Below are 15,382 nucleotides of genomic sequence, written 5' to 3' on the forward strand. Positions count from 1 at the left end.
AGAGCTTCCGTCGCATCGTGGTACGGTACGAGCGCCACGTCGAAAACTTCCTTGGCTTTGTCCACCTCGGATGCATCGTCGTGTACCTCAGGAGACTCCTGGAAGATTTATGAGATGACTTCTAGTCGAGACCATCGGACGCGATGGCGTGCCCTTGATAGCCGAAAAACCGGCGCGCGAAATCGATGACGGCGGGCTCCAGCTCCGCGACCTCGACCTCGAGCCCCGCGGCCGCGAGCGCGGCGGCGGTCCGCCCGCTCCCGAGCCCGATGACCAACACGGTCCTCGCGTTTGGCCGGGCCGCGCGCACCAGCGTGACCAGGGGATCTGGAGACGCGACGATATCCCGCCTGCCCGCCGGCACGGCTGCTTGTACGACGCCGTCAATGGTCAGCAGCCGCAGTCCATCGCGCTCCTCGACGCGTACGACTCCCTGCGCGCCGGCCCCCTCTGCGAGCACGCCCGGCGGGAGCGTAGGAGCCGCGGGCGGAGGCGGCGCGTTCGGGATCGACGCAGGTGAGGCCTCGCGCGCCGGAGGCGCACTGCCGGTGCACGCCGCAAGGAGCGCGGAGGCGAGCCAGGGGAGGGCGGAGGAGAGAGACCTGCGACGCATGGCGGAAACCTACCAGTTCCACAGGGAGATCACACAGCTTGCGTCGCGCTTTCGCCGGAGTGGCGTCATCCACATTAAAAAGCTCACCGAAAGAGGCAACTGCAAAGGGGAGATTTCGACGCTCGACGCTCGACGCGCCGCCTCGATGCCCGAGGCCCGAGGCCGACGAGCTGGACGACGAGCACGAGGCCGACGGGGTGCCCATCCTGGCGAACGGGTAGGGGGTCCTGGTGGGGCGTTCATCCGTTCCGGAATCGTTCCGAACCCCCTCGAAAGTTGAGCATTGGTCTCATCGCAAGCCGCCGCGCCGGGGCGCTGCCCCGGGCCCCGCGGGGGCTGTTCGCCCCTCGACCCGAACCAGGGCCAGCCCTGGACCCTTTGGGGAAGAACTGCGCGATGCGCAGTTCTTCCCACAGGCCGTTCGTTGCCGGCTGAACCGTCAGCGCTGCCGTCTTGGCTGGCGGGGTCGCTCGTGGTCTTGACTCGGCCCGTTCGATGAACTGCGCGATGCGCAGTTCATCGACCCTCGGTCCAGCGCTGGCGCTGGTCCGGGTCCCGGGGCGGATAGCCCCGGGTGGGGCCTGGGGCAACGCCCCAGCGAGGCGGCCCCGAGATGAGACCAATGCTCAGCCTCGAAAGGGGGGTTTCGGTGCACGCGTTTCTTTGCCCACGAGCTCCGCGATCGAGCCGATCCCCTCCGCGCGCATCCGCGAAAGGATCCCCTCGTGGATCCGCCGCGCGAACGCGGGGCCATCGTAGATGAACGCCGTGTACGCCTGCACCAGCGTCGCCCCCGCGGCGAGGCGCTCCCACGCGTCGTCCGCGTCCTCCACGCCGCCGGCGGCCACGAGCACCATCGAATCGCCCACCCGCGCGCGGAGCCTGCGCAGCACCGCGAGCGCCCGCGCCTTCACGGGCTTCCCCGAGAGCCCCCCCGCGCCGATCTCCGCGACCTCTGCGGCATCCGTCGCGAGGCCATCCCGGCGGATCGTCGTGTTCGTCGCGATGATCCCGTCGAGGCCGAGCTCCCGCGCGAGGTCGCCGATCGCGTCGATGTCCTCGTCCGCGAGGTCGGGCGCGATCTTCACGAGCAGCGGCACGCGCCGTCCGGGCGAGGCGCGATCGAGCGCCGTGCGCACCTCGGCGAGCAGCGGGCGCAGCTTCTCGGCAGATTGCAGATCCCGCAGGCCTGGCGTATTCGGTGAGCTCACGTTCACCACCATGTAATCGGCATGCGCGGCGAGGCGCTCGGCGCTCGCCACGTAATCAGCCGCGGCCTCGGATTCGGCCACGACCTTCGTCTTGCCGATGTTCGCGCCCACGATCACGCCGCCCGGCCGCCGCTTCGCGAGCCGCTCCGCCGCCGCGCGTGAGCCCTCGTTGTTGAAGCCCATGCGGTTCACGAGCGCCCGATCCGCCGGAAGCCGGAAGAGCCTCGGCTTCGGGTTTCCGCCCTGCGCCTCGCCCGTGACCGTCCCGATCTCCACGAACGCGAACCCGAGCGCGCCGAGCGCCTCGAACCCACGCGCGTCCTTGTCGAACCCGGCGGCGAGGCCGAGCGGGCCCGGAAAATCGAGGCCCAAGGCCCGCACCCCGAGGCGCGGATCCCTCGGGCCGAAGAGCCGCCTCCCGAGGGCGCGCGCGAAGGGCAGGGCCATCAAGAACCGGAGCAGGCCAAAGCCGAGGTGGTGGGCCGTCTCGGCGGACATGCGGCGGAGGACCAGGCGAAACAGCAGGCGATACATCGGGCGAGCGACGGGATACGACGCCGCGGGCGTGCGTCAAGGCGCGTCTTGCGCCTCGGCGCGCGGGATGGCAGGAGTCGGGAGCCATGCGAACCCCTGCGTTTTCCGCCGCCGTCCTGGTTTCCCTCCTCGCCGCCCTCCCGGCCTGCTCGAAGGACGAGTCGGCCGCGCCGCCCGGGCCGTCGCAACAACCGGCCGCGCAGACGGGCCTGCCGGACCGCGACCCGGCGCTCGCGCGGAAGCTCGTGTCCGAGGGCGGCGTCCTGATCGACGTGCGCACGCCGGACGAGTACGCCGAGCGCCACCTCGACAACGCCACGAACATCCCCGTGGGGGAGTTCGAAACACGCCTCTCCGAGGTCGAGAAGCTCACGGGCGGCGACAAGACGAAGCCGATCGTCGTGCACTGCGCCGCCGGCCCGCGCGCTGCGCGCGCCAAGAAGATCCTGCTCGAAGCGGGCTACACGCAGGTCACGAACCTCGGCGGGATCAACGACTGGGACACGAAGTAGCCGCTCAAGCCCGGAGGCGCGCGAGCCGCGCCGCCGCCTCGCGCATGCGGCCGGGCTCGCGGACGCGCCGCGCGCGGAAGAGCAGGTTGTGCGGCGTCACCGTGGGCGGGACGAAGGCCGTGATCGTCACCTCGTAGCCCGCCGCCTCCAGCCGGAGCGCCCGCTCCGCATCGACGAGCGACATGACGAACCGCCGCCGCACCTCGGCTTGCCGCGGCATCCCGAGCGCGTCGGCCTTCGCCTCGGCCGCCGCCGCGAACGGCACGCTCGCCGCATAACAGCAGGGGACCACGTACAGCCATTTCGCGCCCGCGCCGCTCGCCGCGTCGAGGATCGCATCGGAGGCCGCCCCGCACGCATGCAGCGCCACCACGACCGCCGGCGCCTCGGGCCAGCACGCCGCGTCGCCCACATCGCCCGCCGCGAGCCCGAGCTCGATCCTCTTGCCGAGCCGCGCGGCCGCCGCCTCGCACGCCGCGATCCGCGTCGCTTTCCGCTCGATCACGTGGATGCGTGAAAACCCGAGCAGCGCGGCGCCGACGAGCCCCACGTACGCCTTGCCCGCGGCTGCGTCCACGAGGAGGGCATCTTTGCGGTGCCGCTCGATTTCACCGAGCAGCGCGGCCACCTCGACCGACTTCTTCTTGTCCTCGCGCCGGAGCTTCGTGCCTTCCGCGACGATGAAGAGCTCGTGCAGGGCTCGTTCGACGGCCTCGGACGTAATCATGACGAAATCCTAACGTGGGTTCGTGGTACGGTGCGCACGTTTCCCTTCTGGAGAACCGCTTCTTCATGTCGGACCATGATTCCTCGTCGGGGCGAACGACCCTGGCCGCGCTTTCCTCGGCCGTTCGTTTCGTCGTCGGCTTCACGCTGGTCGCGGTGGCGTCCACCTTGACCATCCTGATCGCGCTGCTGCTCCTGCCGTTCCGGGTCCTGCGCATCAAGCTCTGCAACTATTACGGCAAGCTCATCGGCTATTCGATCACGAGAATCGCCGGCGTCACGCCCGTCCTCCACGACGGCGAGCGCATCGGCAAGCATCACCCCGCCATTTACGTCGCGAATCACACCTCCACGCTCGACGCGTTTCTCTCGATCTGGCTCTGCCCGGTGGGCGGGTGCGGCGTGATGAAAAAAGAGGTCCTCCGGATTCCCTTTTTCGGCCAGCTCTACCTCCTGTCGGGGCACCTCTGGCTCGATCGGGCGAACAAGGGATCGGCCATCGCGGCGATGTCCGGCATCGCGAGGACGGTGAAGAAGCACGGGCTCTCCATCTGGATCATGCCCGAGGGCACGCGCAGCCGCGACGGGCGCCTGCGGCCGCTCAAGCTCGGCTTCGTGCACCTCGCCATCGCCACGGGCCTGCCCGTCGTGCCGGTCGTCCTCCACGGCGTGCACAAGAACTGGGTGAAGCACACGCTCTACGTGCAGCCGACCACGGTGGACATCGAGGTCCTGCCGGCGATCGATACGTCCGGCTGGCGCGCGGAGACGGCGCGGGAGCACGCCGCCGAGGTGTTCAACGTGTTCGTGGAGAAGCTACGCGACGATCAGAAGCCGCTGCCGGGCGTGCCGGCGGTGGCCGAGAAAGAAAAGGTCGAGCAGGCCGCGGCTTGATTACCCCTCCGCCTTGCTCCCCTTGCTCCCACTCCGCCGCTCGAACCTGAGCCGCAGCACCTCGTCCTCCAGCTCGTTCGCGATCGCCATCGCCCGCCGCTTCGCGTCCGCGCCTTCCTCCCCGCCGACGATCCGCGCCAGCATGTTGAGCGCCATCGCGCGCATCCGCATGTGCCCGCCGTCGCCCGCGTGCCGGCACGCCTCCCGCGCGAGCGCCGCGCCTTCCTCGATGAAACCTTGCTTCCAGCGCGCGTACGCGAGCCCGTTCGCCCGCCGCGCCCGCGCGAACGCCGGACCGTCCTCCGGGATGCGCTGGTAGAGCGCCTCCGCGGCCGCTGGATCCGGCTGCTTGCCGCCCCAGGAGCGGTTCCGCTCGAAGGCGCATTGATCGATCCACCGCGCGAACAGGCAGGCCTTGTCGTGGGCGGGCATCGAGAGCTCGAACAAGGGCTCGATCTCTTCGAGCAGCCCCGGCACGCGCGCCACATCCTCCCGGCTCGCGACGAAGGCCTCCGTGAGCAGCGCCTCGATCCGCGCCTCCGGCGGGGCTTTGCCGAGCAGCGGGCGGATCCGGGCGAGGTGGGTCCGCGCCGCGTCGCGGTCGTCCGCGCGGAGCACGCACGTCGCGTGCGCGAGGGCGAGGAACACGTGCGAGGTCGGCTCTTCGCTCACCGGAGGGCGATCCCATAACCGCAGGAGATCCTGGGCGAGGGGCAGGGGCAGATCCGTGAAGCGCGAGTGATACGCGCCCATCCAGCGGGCCCGCTCGGTGAGCGCGTCCGGCAGGCCAAAGGCCGCGAGCGCGCGCGCCCCCCAGGTCCCGCCGTCGCGCTGGCCGCGCGTCCGCAGCCGGCGCAAGGCGCGCTCGATCGAGTACACGTCGTCCTCGTAGCCGCGGAGCGACGAGAGCCGCTCGGCGACCGCCGTCAGCGACCCGTGCTGCGCGACGAGCCAGGTGACGTAATCCTCCCAGGAAAAGCCGGGGGTTTGGGGGCGTAGCTCCGCTTGTCGGAGCGAAGCTCCCAAGCGTCGACCCGCAGCGTGTCCGGGTTCGTGTCCGGGCATTTTCGTCGCGGGGAGCGTATCAAGGTTTCCGAACAACCAACAAGGAGGACGGCGATGGCGAAGGAACCTGCATTTTTCCTGGTGATCGATCTGGAAGCGACGTGTGACGACGAGGGACGTATCCCCGAGAAGATCATGGAGATCATCGAGATTGGCGCGGTCCTCGTGGACGGCGCGACGCTCGAACCCGTCGGCGAGTTCGCCACCTTCGTGCGCCCGGTCCTCCGGCCGACGCTCACGGATTTCTGCAAGAAGCTCACGACGATCACGCAGGCGGACGTCGACGGCGCGCCCACGTTCCCGGCGGCGATCGAGGCGCTCGGGCGCTTCGTCGGCGATCGCGACGCGCTCTTCGGCTCGTGGGGCGACTACGACCGCAAGCAGTTCGAGATCGACGCGAACCGCTGGGGCGTGCCCTTGCCGCTCCAGGGGCACATGAACATCAAGAAGCGCTTCTCCGCGGCCCTCGGGGAGACGACGCGCTACGGCATGGCGAGCGCGCTCGAGCGCCTCGCGCTCCCGCTCCTCGGGACGCATCATCGCGGCATCGATGACGCGCGCAACATCGCGCGGATCCTGCCTTACGCGATCGGACGGGTGCCGATTCCGGAGACGCGGCCCACAGGGTGAGACGGGACCTTGCCGCCCGCAGGAGCTTTCTTGCCGGCGGCGACGGGCCGTGAAAGCATCGCGCTCGGGGAGGATGATGTCCCGGGCGCGAACGAAGGCGATGACGGTGGCGCTGGCCGTGGCGAGCTCGCTCGGGCTCGCCGCGTGCACGAGCCACGTCACGCTCGCGCCCGCGGATCTGCCGGCGCTCGCCAACGCCTCGCCCGGCCCTTCCGGGCCCTTTCCCACGATCCCCACCAAGGACGGCAAACGGAAGGTCGTCTACGGCCACCTCACGACCGTCACCGTTCTGCGCAAGGGCGCGTCGACGCTCGTGTATCCCGCGCCGATCCGCGCGGCGGCCCTCGGGGATCGGCTCGTCGTGCGCACGCGGGACGACCAGCGCGAGATCCCGCTCGCCGAGATCACCGAGGTCCGCGCCTCGTACGACGATTACCTCGTCCGCGACCGCGTCGCGGGCGGCGTGCTCGTCGGGACGGGGATGCCGTTTTTCGTGAGCGGCGTGGTGATGGGCGCGCTTGGCCTGACGAGCAAGGACATGAGCGGAGGCGCGGGCGCCGTCGTGTCGCTCTCGGGGCTCGGCGTGGCCGGGCTCGGGCTCCTGATGATGCTGCCGGGCATGCAGCTCGCGAAGAGCAAACCGAAGACCCCGGAGCCCGAAAAGGCGGTGACGGTGTCGATCGGGCCTTCGGGCGCGCGGCTCGAAATCGGGTTCTGAAGCCGCGGCCCTTCGTCAGCCGAGCGCGCGGGTGTATTGGCCGACGAAGTCGCCGAACCGGAACTCCGCATCGGGGTACAACGTGGCGAGATCGAGCTGCGCGGGCCCCCGCGCTTGCCCTCGCGTGGTGTCGTAGGTGAGCGTCCCGTATCCGCAGTCGTAATAAGCTTTCGAGAAGGCGACGAGCACCTCCCGGCACGAATCACACGGCGGGTTCCTTCCCGCGATCCGCACGTTCATCCCGAAGGGACGCTCGATGCGCATCCGTTCGGCCACCACGTGCAGGAGCTTCTGCTCGGCGTGCAGGTTGTTCCCGCCGGCCTCGAGGTCGTTCAGGAGCAGGATCACGCCCGCTTTGGTGTTTTTCGTGGCTGCGGCGGTCGCGTCCGTGGCGGTCTTGATTTCCCTCCCCTTCGTCACCCCGGTATCTCCGAGCACCGTCGCGCCGAGCATCGTCGTCGTCTTGGGCCCATTCCAGTCCGGGATGTCGGCCTCCAACGCCGCCACGCCGCCCGTGTACTTGTTGCCGGCGATGGTCACCGTGTTGTCGATGCTCATCGCCTGGAACTCGACGGCCTTCGTGTACGAGCCGAACAGGGTCGTGCACATCGCCTGCAGGGCGTCGAGGGCCACCTGCCGCTGGAGCACTGCGCCCTTCGCGGCGTGTGGGCCGCGTGGCGCGGAGGGCGCGGGCGTGGCCTTCGACTGGACGATCCTCGCGGGGTGCGGGGCTTCGGCGCGCTGGATCGTGGCGGGGTGCGGGGGACGGCTGTTGCGGGGCAATCCAGGCATGCCCCCAGCGTACGGACCCGCGCGGGCGTGGGCCAAGCGGGCGACATCGGCGCGTCGCCGCCGCCGCGGCGCGATCAGGACACCAGGTTCTCCGCCCACACGGAGGCGAGCGCCATGATCGTGTGTTGCGGGTTCACGCCGATCGTCGTCGGGATGGCCGACGCGTCCGCCACGTAGAGCCCCTCGTAGCCGTGCACCTTGCCGCGCTCGTCGACCACGCCTTGGCGCGGGTCCGCGCTCATCGGGCAGCCGCCGAAGAGGTGCGAGAGGATGGCGACGTAGCAGCGCGGATCGGTCGGGCCCTCGTCGATGAGGTGGATCTCGTCCGGGCCGATCTTGTAGGGCAACCCGAAGATCCCGGGGATGACCTCACGCGCGCCGGCCTCGAAGTGCATCCGCGTGACCATGGAGAGGCCCTTGCGGAGCTTGCGCATGTCGGCCTCGTCGAGCTGGTATTTCACGACGGGGCCGCCGAAGAGGCTCGGCTTCACCGTGCCCACGGACTCGGCCCGCACGGCGGCGACCCACATGGCGACGTGCCGGTACTCGCGGAACCTCCGGATGAGCTCGGCCCCGCCGCCCGGCAGGCGCCCCGCCACCATCTCCGGCGGGATCGCGAGCGTCTCCAGCTTGAGCCCCGGATCCTGCCGGAACGCGGTCGAGGCCCAGCCTTGTGTCGCGCCGATGTTCTGATCGACCGGATCGTCGTACACGCCGAACACGCCCGTGCCCGGGTGCGCCCGGAAGAGCGTGCCGAGCGCGCGGCTCTTGATGCCGCTCTTCGCGAGCAGGATCGGCGACTGCGTCGCGGACGCGGCCACGAACACGGCCTTGCGGGCGCGGACGGTGAAGCGCGCCCCGAACTTGCGCGTCTCCGGGTCCTGGAAGCGGCCCGTCACGCCGATCACGCGCCGCCCGTCGAAGAGCAGATCCTTCACCGGCGCGGTCGAGAGCACGTAGCCGCCGCGCTCCAGCACCTCGGGGATGTAGTTGACGTTCGTGCTCTGCTTGCGGCCCTTGCGGCAGCCTTGCAGGCACTGCCCCGCGCCCTCGCAGTCCTTCGCATACCGCACCATGTAATGCGACGACCAGCCGAGCTTCTCCGCCGCATCCATGGCCAGCGTGTTCAAGAGCCCGCGCGCGTCGGGCGGCACGACCGTCGCCGAGAGCTCCCGCTCGATGCGGTCCTGGTGCTCCCACACGCGCTTTTCGAGCGCGCGTCCATCGATGCCGTACTCGCGCTCCCACCGCGTGAACACGTCGCCGGGCGTGCGGACCACGATGGCGCTGTTGATCACGGTGGAGCCTCCGACGCAGGAGGCCTGGACGATGGGCCAGAGCGCGCGGCTCTGCGTGACGAGCGAGCCCCAGTCGGGGAAAAGATCCCGGATCGTACCGTACGTGGTCCAAGGATAATCCTCGGGCGCGCGCCACGGGCCGGCCTCGACGATCGCGACCCGATACCCGGCCCGCGCGAGCACCACGGCCGCGGCCGCGCCGCCGGCGCCGCTGCCGACGACCACGAAGTCGACCTCGGTCTCGAGGCCTGCCTGCGCGAACGAGGTGAACGTCGCGTGGTGGCCGTGCGCCGTGCCCGTGTGTTGTTTGGCTGCGGTCGGGGAGGCGGTGCTCATGCTTGGAGTCCTTTGCCGCGATCCTTGTCGCGCCCGCGATCACGCTCTTTCTTGCCGAGCGACAAGAGCTTGTCCGGCGCCCCGCCGGGCAGCGGCCCTTGGCGCGGGACGAAGGCTTCGACGCGGCGGGTGCCGGGGTCCTCGGGGTAGGGCGTGAGGTCGAGGAAGGCGCGGATCTCTGCCGACTGCCCCCAGAACATGCCGCCCACGAGCTTGATCAGGAACGTCACCTGCCGGACGAGGTAGCCCGGGTGCGTCGCCATCTTGTGGGCGTGCTGGTCGAGGTCTTCGGCCGAGAGCCAGCTCGCGAGCAGGGGCTTTCGGATCGTGAGGAGCGGCGCGATCTGGAAGGCCACGGAGGCGGCGACGATGCCGGTCCAGAAGAGGAGCGTGGATTCACGGCGCAGGCGCTGGATCTTCTCGTCCACGCCGAGCTCGGCGAGGCCGGGGAGATCGTCCACGCGTGGGTAATACGCCGTGAGCGCGAAGCGGACGAGCTCGTTCACGGACGGGGAACGTAGGGGGAGCGGGGGGGCAGGGGCAAGGGCTTCGTGCGTCCGGGGCGATGCCTGGGAAAGTTTGGCCCTTCCGAACTCTCTGACTTCCTAAGGGACGACCGGGTCGGTAGAGTCTCGCCGCCTGCTGGCCTTTTGGCCGGCGAACAAGTGAACCACGAGACTTCACGAGGAAACGCGACCATGGCCATCACGCTCCCCGATCTCCCGTACGCGAAGGATGCCCTCGCGCCGCACATCAGCAAAGAGACGCTCGAGTACCACCACGGCAAGCACCACAACGCCTACGTCACGAACCTCAACAAGCTCATCGACGGCAAGCCCGAGGCGTCGCTCTCGCTGGAGGAGATCATCCTCCGCTCGGACGGCGGCGTCTTCAACAACGCGGCCCAGGTCTGGAACCACACGTTCTACTGGCACAGCATGAAGCCGGGTGGCGGCGGTGAGCCCACGGGCGACCTCGCCGACGCGATCAAGCGCGACTTCGGCTCGTTCGAGAAGTTCAAGGAGGAGTTCTCGAACGCCGCCGCCACGCAGTTCGGGTCGGGCTGGGCCTGGCTCGTGCAGAAGGACGGCAAGCTCGCCGTGACGAAGACGGGCAACGCGGATCTGCCGATGAAGCACGGCCAGAAGGCGCTGCTCACGATCGACGTGTGGGAGCACGCGTATTACATCGACTACCGGAACCTGCGTCCCAAGTACATCGAGACGTTCCTCACGAGCCTCGTGAACTGGGACTTCGTCGCGAAGAACCTGCGGGGCTGATCACTCGCCCCTGTCCCCCGGGCCCCCGTTCCACACGGGGGCTGACCCACCACGACCTTCCCGCCCTCGTCTCCGCCTCGGCTCACTTCTTCGCCGGCTTCGTGGCCTTCTTCGCCGCGGGGGCCTTCTTCGCGCCCTTGCGGATGCCCAGGGCGCGCTCGATCTGCGCGCGGTGCGGGGCGGGGATGTTCTGCTTCGCGACGGCGTAGAGGTCGATGGCGCTCTTGCCCGCCGCGTTTTTTTGCTCCGGGTCGCAGCCGCGCTTGACGAGGAACGCGAGCATACTTTCTCGAAGGCGGCCGCCGTCTTCTTGACGTTCTCCGCCGTGATCGTCGTCATGGCGGTGCGGTAGCTCGCGCGTACCGGCCATGCCATCCGAAACCGGTGAGCGCGCGCGCCGTCAGTCCGGCGTGTGCCCTTTGAGGGGAAAGTTCTCGCGCCACGGCTTCGCCTCGTCGACGACCCGCGCGACCGAGGGACGCGCGAGCAGACGCGCGCGATAGTCCCGGAGCGCGGTGTGCGACGCCGGGATCGGGTATCCCCAGTGGGCGTAAAAGAGCGCCGGGGCCGCCGCGCAGTCGGCGAGGCCAAAGGCGTCGTTCGCCGCCCACGTGCGGCCTTCCATCCAGCGGTTCAGCCACGCATAACTCTTGTCGAGCGTCGCCTTCGCCTCGGCGCCGACGTACGGATCCCGCTTGTCCTCCTCGCGCAAGGCATTGAGGACCATGCGTGACAGCGGCGCCGAGACGTAGTCGTCGAACACGCCGTCCATCTGCCGCGCCTCGATGGCGGCGCGTGGATCCGCCGGCACCATGGGCGGCGCCTCGCCGTGATGAAGGTCGAGATACTCGATGATGGCGGCCGATTCGATCACGGTGCGATCGCCGTCCACCAGGACGGGGAACTGGCCCGTGGGGGCGAGGCGACGAACGGCTTCGACGTTCTCCGGGTGTTCGGCGTCGACCATCAAAAAGGCAAAAGGTACGTCGCGTTCATACAGAGCAATGAGCGCCTTCCAATAAAATGCGGCGAAGGGGTGACCATACACTCGTACCATCGACATGGATCTCCCGGCGACAAACGGAATGTCTGCCTCGTCGGCGCGTAGCATGCTTCCCCCGTCGCGGCCAACGGGAGGCTTTCGTGTGCGGAGAGCCCGACGCGCGCGCGCCGCTCCGCGATCGCTTCGGGCGTGCGCGCCGCCGGCCGGCAGCGCATCTCGTCCGCGCCTTCGGGACCCGCGCAGGAGACCGTCCGGCAGCCGTGAACGAGCAAGGAGGCGCGCGGGGATGCGGAGAAACGCGCCTCCACGAGAGCGGAAGGGGCGCGGAACCGCCGGCGGGAGCGTTGTGCGAAGGAGGAAGCGCCGCGGAAGCCAAGGGCGGGGGGTTTTGCGCGTGGGGAACGAAGGCGGAAGCGGCGGAAGGGTCGTTGCGCGATGTCGGAACCGCCGGTTCTGCAAAAAGGAGGGCCGTTGCGAGAATGCGGAAACGTCGCGGCGGCGGAGCGGGGCGCGTTGCGAGATGTCGGAACGGTCGCGCTTGCGCCGCGCGGAGAGGTCCGCGCGTGCGGAGGAGGCGTGTCGGCGGAGGGGAGGGTGGTTGCAAGAAGGTGGAACGCGAAAACAAGGACGGGGCGGGGGGTTCCGAGGGGGCGGAGGTGGGGGCGCCGCACTTGCCCGCACGGGAACCGGCGGGTAGCCTCCGCGACGAGGAGAACCCGATGCGCTTCCACGTCGAGAACCTGGGGCCGCTGCGCGAGGCCGAGATCGACCTCGGGAAGGACCTCATCGTCCTGACCGGGCCGAACAACACCGGCAAGACGTACCTCGCGTGGAGCGTGTACGGGCTGCATCGTCTCCGGAGGGACAAGCGGACGGCTTTCCTCGAGGACCCGGCCCTCGAAGCGTTCGTGAACTCGGACCGAGGAGAGATCGACCTCGCCGCCACACGGCCAGATTGGGATGCCATCCTGAGCCGAATCGCACGAACGTGCGCATCGACGCTCCCTCGCGTCTTTGCCTCCGCCCCCGAGCCCTTCGAACAAGCGAAGGTGTCTCTGTTCGGGCAGGAGGAGCTCGGAGGAAGGTCGGCCGAGCGAGCGACCTTGGATCTGCGCGAGACGCTCGCGCGCTTCGTAGGTCCCGACGATGACGAGCTGGTCACGCAAGCCGCGCGGCAAGTCGTCTTCGTGTCGTCGCTGTGGGAGTGGCTCTTTCCCCGTTGCATCCTATTTCCCGCCGAGCGGATCGCCGTGAACATGTTCGCCAAGGAGCTCGCGCTCAACCGGACGGAGCTCGTGAGCGAGCTGCTGGAGATCGACGCGGGCACGAACCCCGCCGACGTGCTCCAGCGGCGCGCAGGCCGGTATGCCTGGCCCATCCGAGACAGCCTTCAGGTGGCGAATGATCTGGCCAACATCGCGAAGGACAAGAGCTCCTTCGCCGACCTGGCCGACGACCTCGAACGCGCCGTCCTCGGAGGCAAGGTGACCGTCTCCGACCTCGGCGAGCTCTCCTTTGCGCACGATGGCGCCGGGGATCGCCCGCTGCCCGTCCACCTCACGGCCTCCGTCGTGAAGTCCCTGGCGAGCCTCGTCTTTTACTTCCGCCACATGGCGAAGCCGGGCGACTTTCTCATCATCGACGAGCCCGAGCTGAACCTCCACCCCGACAACCAGCGCAAGATCGCCCGCGTCCTCGCCAAGGCGGCGAACCGCGGGTTCAAGATCATGATGAGCACCCACAGCGACTACGTCCTGCGGGAGCTCAACCACCTCGTCATGCTCTCCGACCCCAAGGAGAGCGTCGCCCAGGTCATCGACGAGCTCGGCTACGACCGCGCCTCGATCCTCCCGCCGGAAAAGCTCGGGGTGTACCTGTTCAAGGAACAAACTGCGCAACTGGTTCCCGTTTCTGTCGATGGATTCCAAGTGGAGACCATCGAACACGAAATCGCCGCCCTCAACGCCGACGCCCAAGCCATCTACGCCGCGCGCTTCGGTTGAGCCATGGCCCTGTCGCCGCTCCTCCAGGCCCTCTGTGACGTGGTGCGCCCGGAGTTCGGGACCGTCCCTGCCGTCATCCGACTCGAAGAAGCCGATCCAGGCAGCGCGTGCCCGCCCGTGGTGATCAAAAAACGCGGCCCGGCGCTGGTGCTCAAGCTGGATGTGCCGCTGGCGCGGATCCCTCTGCTCCGAAGCGACGCCGAGGGGCTCACGAGCGCCTGCGACTACCTGGTCTTCTACCAGCCCGACGACGAGCGCACGCCGACGGTGTACGTCTTCTTGTGCGAGCTGAAGACGAGCCACAGCGGCGGCGCGCGGCAGCAGATCGAGAACGGCAAGATGCTCGCCGAGTACCTCGTATCGATGGCCGTTCACCACCGGCTGAACCAGGCGCCGCCGCGCTTGCAGTACCGCGGGATCATCTTCCGCGGCAGGGGCGTGGCCGAGCCGCGAGGCGGGCAGATGCGCGCGCTCTGCCCTTACAGGCAGCACCCCGTCTGGCGGGACCTCGGCATGGCGACGCTCCCAGCCGTGCCCGAGCGCGACATCTCCTATTTCTGCACGGGCATCCTCCCCGTTTGACCGCCGCCCCCCGCGCGGGGCCTTCGCCGCTTCGTTTCCGGCTGAAACGTTCCATGATACAGGTGTCTCCTTCCTTGCCGGAGACACCACGCATGCCCACACAGCTTCGACCCACGCTCGCCCTCGTGGCCTCCCTCTCGGCGGTCCTCACAGCCGAGGTCGCGGCCGCGCAAACATCGGCCGAACCCGAGGGGCGCCCCGTGCACAGCGGCTTCGCGCTCCAGACGAGCCTCGTCAGCACGCCCCTCATGATCGGGAACGACTTCTCCGGGTTCCCGTCCTTCGAGGGCGGGCTCGCCTTCGGCTACAAGTACGATCGATTCGTCTTCGGCATCGGCTTCGACTTCTCGAACTGGAGCGAGTCCGAAGATTTCCGGGTGACGGATCCCAACACCGGCAACGAAGTCCTCGGCGAGCGGACGACAACCTCGTATTCATTCATCGTAGCGCCCGAGCTCCAGGTCGCCCTCGCAAGATCCGCCGACCGTCGAGCCGAGCTTTTCGGCGCAGTGTCGATAGGCCTCGGGACCTGGGATTCGGTGACGACCGTCGACCCCGACATCAATCCACAGCCAGTCCCCCTCGATGACGTGTTGCGCCTTCGTGTACGGTGGCGCGTAGCCCCCGGCGTGCGCTACTGGGTCCATCCGCACGTGGCCATGAGCCTCGTCACAGGCATCTCCGGCAACTACAGGATCCTCGACCCAGACAGCAGCACCGACAACGGCGAGACCCTCGGGCTCACAGCGTTGTACACGCAGATCGGGTTGCTCGGCGTTTTCTGAGGGGGCGCGGAGCTGGGGCGTTGCCCCAGGCCCCAGGAGGGGGCTGTCCGCCCCCTCCACCCCGGACCAGCGAGGCGCTGGACCCGGGTCGATGAACTGCGCGATGCGCAGTTCATCGAACAGCCAGGGTCAAGGCCGGCGACGACCCTGTCAGCCAAGGCCGCGGCGCTGCTGGTTCAACGGGCAGCGTGCGCGTCGCCGGCTTGAAACCCACCTCCATGGTCTTGCCACGGGCCCGTTGGAAGAACTGCGCATTGCGCAGTTCTTCCACTTCGGTCCAGGCCGTGCCCTGAGCATTGGTTCCATCTCCGATCGGTACATTCCCCCCCTCTGACGACATTTAGCGAGGGAGATGTTGGATGCAGAGGTGGCCTCGTCGGCGGAAGCGTGGGCACAGGAG

General features: G+C 68.9%; 17 protein-coding genes. 8 read left to right on the plus strand and 9 right to left on the minus strand.

The genetic code is table 11. The features are described 5' to 3' along the window. Positions 1–121: 121 nt before the first annotated feature. Positions 122–613 carry a polyamine aminopropyltransferase gene (locus tag E8A74_RS49940; RefSeq protein ID WP_136936277.1) on the minus strand — a complete coding sequence of 164 codons (492 nt, stop codon included), beginning with the start codon at positions 611–613 and terminating at the stop codon, positions 122–124. Between the two features lie 626 nt (positions 614–1,239). Next, a complete protein-coding gene (locus tag E8A74_RS49945) occupies positions 1,240–2,358 on the minus strand; it encodes a quinone-dependent dihydroorotate dehydrogenase (protein WP_136936278.1) in 1,119 nt (372 codons plus the stop codon). 86 nt (positions 2,359–2,444) lie between these two features. On the opposite strand from E8A74_RS49945, the gene E8A74_RS49950 reads away from it, so the two are divergent. Continuing rightward, the gene (locus E8A74_RS49950; RefSeq protein WP_136936279.1) at positions 2,445–2,870 is read left to right on the plus strand and encodes a rhodanese-like domain-containing protein; all 426 of its coding nucleotides are present in this window, start codon (positions 2,445–2,447) and stop codon (positions 2,868–2,870) included. A 4-nt stretch (positions 2,871–2,874) separates the two neighbouring features. On the opposite strand, the gene E8A74_RS49955 is transcribed toward E8A74_RS49950, so the two are convergent. Beyond that, on the minus strand, positions 2,875–3,597 hold the full coding sequence (locus tag E8A74_RS49955) for a methyltransferase (RefSeq protein WP_136936280.1): 723 nt from the start codon (positions 3,595–3,597) through the stop codon (positions 2,875–2,877). 65 nt (positions 3,598–3,662) lie between these two features. Between E8A74_RS49955 and E8A74_RS49960 the strand changes: the two genes are divergently transcribed. Continuing rightward, positions 3,663–4,490, plus strand: coding sequence for a lysophospholipid acyltransferase family protein (locus E8A74_RS49960; protein WP_136936281.1), 828 nt, complete (start codon positions 3,663–3,665; stop codon positions 4,488–4,490). Here E8A74_RS49960 and E8A74_RS49965 read toward each other — a convergent pair whose 3' ends face one another. Beyond that, positions 4,491–5,516 (minus strand): hypothetical protein, encoded by a 1,026-nt coding sequence (locus E8A74_RS49965; RefSeq protein ID WP_136936282.1) that lies wholly within the window; start codon positions 5,514–5,516, stop codon positions 4,491–4,493. It abuts the gene before it with no gap. Positions 5,517–5,609: 93 nt separating this feature from the next. Here E8A74_RS49965 and E8A74_RS49970 point away from each other — a divergent pair, with 93 nt between their 5' ends. Together E8A74_RS49970 and E8A74_RS49975 are read left to right on the plus strand one after the other, a co-directional pair. Then, positions 5,610–6,185 carry a 3'-5' exonuclease gene (locus E8A74_RS49970; RefSeq protein WP_136936283.1) on the plus strand — a complete coding sequence of 192 codons (576 nt, stop codon included), beginning with the start codon at positions 5,610–5,612 and terminating at the stop codon, positions 6,183–6,185. A gap of 73 nt (positions 6,186–6,258) precedes the next feature. After that, positions 6,259–6,903, plus strand: coding sequence for a hypothetical protein (locus E8A74_RS49975; protein WP_170229992.1), 645 nt, complete (start codon positions 6,259–6,261; stop codon positions 6,901–6,903). Positions 6,904–6,918: 15 nt separating this feature from the next. On the opposite strand, the gene E8A74_RS49980 is transcribed toward E8A74_RS49975, so the two are convergent. The 3 genes from E8A74_RS49980 to E8A74_RS49990 all read right to left on the minus strand — a co-directional run bounded on the left by E8A74_RS49980 (position 6,919) and on the right by E8A74_RS49990 (position 9,835). After that, positions 6,919–7,695, minus strand: coding sequence for a hypothetical protein (locus E8A74_RS49980; protein WP_136936285.1), 777 nt, complete (start codon positions 7,693–7,695; stop codon positions 6,919–6,921). 74 nt (positions 7,696–7,769) lie between these two features. Beyond that, positions 7,770–9,329, minus strand: a complete 1,560-nt coding sequence (locus E8A74_RS49985; protein WP_136936286.1) for a GMC family oxidoreductase N-terminal domain-containing protein — start codon at positions 9,327–9,329, stop codon at positions 7,770–7,772. After that, positions 9,326–9,835, minus strand: coding sequence for a hypothetical protein (locus E8A74_RS49990; protein WP_136936287.1), 510 nt, complete (start codon positions 9,833–9,835; stop codon positions 9,326–9,328). The genes E8A74_RS49985 and E8A74_RS49990 overlap by 4 nt, the downstream gene beginning before the upstream one ends. Before the next feature lie 192 nt (positions 9,836–10,027). Between E8A74_RS49990 and E8A74_RS49995 the strand changes: the two genes are divergently transcribed. After that, positions 10,028–10,609, plus strand: a complete 582-nt coding sequence (locus tag E8A74_RS49995; protein WP_136936288.1) for a superoxide dismutase — start codon at positions 10,028–10,030, stop codon at positions 10,607–10,609. Positions 10,610–10,691: 82 nt separating this feature from the next. Here E8A74_RS49995 and E8A74_RS50000 read toward each other — a convergent pair whose 3' ends face one another. After that, on the minus strand, positions 10,692–10,979 hold the full coding sequence (locus tag E8A74_RS50000; protein WP_136936289.1) for a hypothetical protein: 288 nt from the start codon (positions 10,977–10,979) through the stop codon (positions 10,692–10,694). Between the two features lie 30 nt (positions 10,980–11,009). Beyond that, the gene (locus E8A74_RS50005) at positions 11,010–11,672 is read right to left on the minus strand and encodes a glutathione S-transferase family protein (protein WP_136936290.1); all 663 of its coding nucleotides are present in this window, start codon (positions 11,670–11,672) and stop codon (positions 11,010–11,012) included. Between the two features lie 659 nt (positions 11,673–12,331). On the opposite strand from E8A74_RS50005, the gene E8A74_RS53655 reads away from it, so the two are divergent. From E8A74_RS53655 to E8A74_RS50020, 3 genes are all read left to right on the plus strand, one after another. Beyond that, a complete protein-coding gene (locus E8A74_RS53655) occupies positions 12,332–13,615 on the plus strand; it encodes an AAA family ATPase (RefSeq protein ID WP_170229993.1) in 1,284 nt (427 codons plus the stop codon). A gap of 3 nt (positions 13,616–13,618) precedes the next feature. Beyond that, positions 13,619–14,197: a hypothetical protein gene (locus tag E8A74_RS50015; RefSeq protein ID WP_136936292.1), complete on the plus strand. Its 579-nt coding sequence runs from the start codon at positions 13,619–13,621 to the stop codon at positions 14,195–14,197. Between the two features lie 92 nt (positions 14,198–14,289). Next, positions 14,290–14,982, plus strand: a complete 693-nt coding sequence (locus tag E8A74_RS50020) for a hypothetical protein (protein ID WP_136936293.1) — start codon at positions 14,290–14,292, stop codon at positions 14,980–14,982. Positions 14,983–15,382: the final 400 nt, after the last annotated feature.

This window comes from Polyangium fumosum (genome assembly GCF_005144585.1).
Classification (GTDB): Bacteria; Myxococcota_A; Polyangia; order Polyangiales; family Polyangiaceae; genus Polyangium; species Polyangium fumosum.